The sequence below is a fragment of the Calothrix rhizosoleniae SC01 genome (genome assembly GCF_900185595.1).
GTDB lineage: Bacteria > Cyanobacteriota > Cyanobacteriia > Cyanobacteriales > Nostocaceae > Calothrix_A > Calothrix_A rhizosoleniae.
The window spans coordinates 1-2,490 of record NZ_FYBH01000178.1 but is presented as its reverse complement, the minus strand read 5'-3'; the positions used below and the strand labels follow the sequence as shown (position 1 = coordinate 2,490).

Below are 2,490 nucleotides of genomic sequence, written 5' to 3'. Positions count from 1 at the left end.
GACATACTCTATGGCTAGCACAGGTTAGCAGAAATAGACTAACTATCATACTATAATAGTCGTATGCGATAATAGCTTTTAGCATTATTTATGGTGAATAATAATTAGCAAAACTATAGAAAATACTATTCTCTGCTATATTTTATAATCATCAGAATTAATGCGATATAGCAATCCAATGTTAGTCATGGGATAATACTGGGTCTTAAGCTTCAATTAATCAAGTAAATTTTCATCAATTTTGAGACTCATCTTGAGACTATAAAAACCTGATATTGCATACAATAATATTATGAAGTGTCGTTTATAATTGAAATCTGAAAATCGCTAATTATTCAAATGTGTTCCTTAATTTTTAAGAAGTAATTCCGAAATTGGATTAGAAATCTGTGCTTATTTAAGCAAAACATATATCTTAATATATCTTCTCAATAAAATTAGGGTGGCATCAGCGTAATTCAGATCAAACAAGGGTTTCTATCTCTAAATATTTTCAAAAATCTTGTGGTGCAAGATTATGAGTCAACAAGGTTTAATCCTAAACAAACAGGAAATTAATACAACGTCTTTAGATTTCAGATTGAGTTAATTCCAACTACAAAAAATTAAGATTTTTCAACTAGTTAACATCAGGGGAAAAACTAAAATATTGATATAAAGTCAAAGCTATATAATAGAATATCTTTGACTTTTAAGTACGTGACTTATGTGGTAATGAATTAAATTCATCATTCAAGCCATACCAATAAATTTGCCTTGTGTGTCAGCTAAATAGAGTGTGATATTTAGTTGCAGACTTTACAAATTATCATCAATCAAGTAAGTGCATATATTTAGCTTATAGACAAATAAGTTCAACATTTGCTTTGCTCCCAATCACATAAACATACTTGAAAAATGAATTTGTTTCATTAGTTTATAAAGCATATTCTTCTGGGAATATGTTGCTCAATCATGGATGTAGAGGATGTTAAATTATGAATATTTTATTTTTTTTATCTCGCAAAAAAGTAAAACCATCAACTAAATTATTGCTGAAAAAGTTAGTCAATCTGAGGAATCGATATTGGTTTATTATTGATATCTTTACTTTTTTGATTACACCATTATTAGCGTTACTTCTACGTCATGACGGTTATTTTACCTTAGATACATATAAGTATGAAATTGTCTATGCAATGATACTATTTTTAACAGTCAAAATGACTGTACTGTGGTGTTGTGGATTTTATCGCCGTTACTGGCGTTATGCAAATATTGAAGAAATTACATATATAGGAATGTTGATGGTAGCTGCTGTTATCATCCAAACCTTCTTATTTGATGTGATCTCTTACATGCCCAATTCTGTTATCCAGAAATTACCCAAATCACTACCTTTTATTGATGGTTTGTTTTCATTCGTGGCGATTACAGTATTGCGTTTTAATGTCAGAACAATAGACAGAATCTGTCAGAAGCACACAAAATGTCAATCTAGCCAGCGAGTATTGGTAGTAGGTGCTGGTAGTGCAGGGGTTACTTTGGTAGAAGAAATGCAAAGGAATCCCCAACTAGGTTTTTATCCCGTGGCTTTTATTGACGATGATCCTCACAAATTAAACTTACGCATTCGTGGCATTTCCATAGTTGGTAATCGCTTCCAAATTCCTGAGATTTGTAGAAATTTGGACATTCATCAAGCAGTCATTGCCATGCCAACGGTATCAGGACGAGTAATTCGAGAAATACTCGATATTTGTCAAGTAAATGGCATAAAAACCAGCACTTTACCAGGAATACATGAGATCCTCAATGGGAAAGTCCGTCTAGATAGTATTCGTAATGTAAAAATTGAGGATTTATTAAGACGGGAACCCGTACAGACTGATATAGAAAAAGTATTTGAATTTCTCCAAGGAAAAAAAGTACTAATTACTGGCGCTGGTGGGTCAATCGGTAGCGAACTGTGCCGACAAATTTGTCAGTGCAGACCGACTGAAATGGTGTTAGTAGGACATGGAGAGAATTCTGTTTTTAATATCCAACAAGAGTTAAAACAGGTTTTATTGTCACTGCAACAAAAGAATATAGCCCTAGGATAAGTAAGTCGGCACAATAAAACCAAACTATGTGAAGAATAGTAAATAAGCCTAAAACCCTTGTTCCCCCTGCTCCCTGCTCCCTGCCCCCTGCCTTATCCAAACGATAATTTTTTACGCCAACCTACTTATAGCCCCAATCTGGTTACTTTTATTGCTGATATTCGTTTTCGAGAACGCTTAAATAATGCCTTTGAGCAATTCCGACCAGATGTAATTTTCCATGCAGCAGCCCACAAACATGTGCCTTTAATGGAGTTAAATTCCCCAGAAGCAATTACAAATAATGTAATTGGCACAAAAAATTTAGTAGAACTAGCACAGCAATATAATGTTAAACATTTCGTGATGATCTCCACCGACAAAGCTGTGAATCCCACAAATGTCATGGGTGCAAGTAAGAGACTGT

Annotated in this window: 1 pseudogene; it reads left to right on the top strand. The window is 33.5% G+C overall.

Annotated features, from left to right (window positions below):
• Positions 1-977: 977 nt before the first annotated feature.
• Positions 978-2,490, top strand: a pseudogene (locus tag CALSC_RS10940) (polysaccharide biosynthesis protein); the annotation flags it as partial.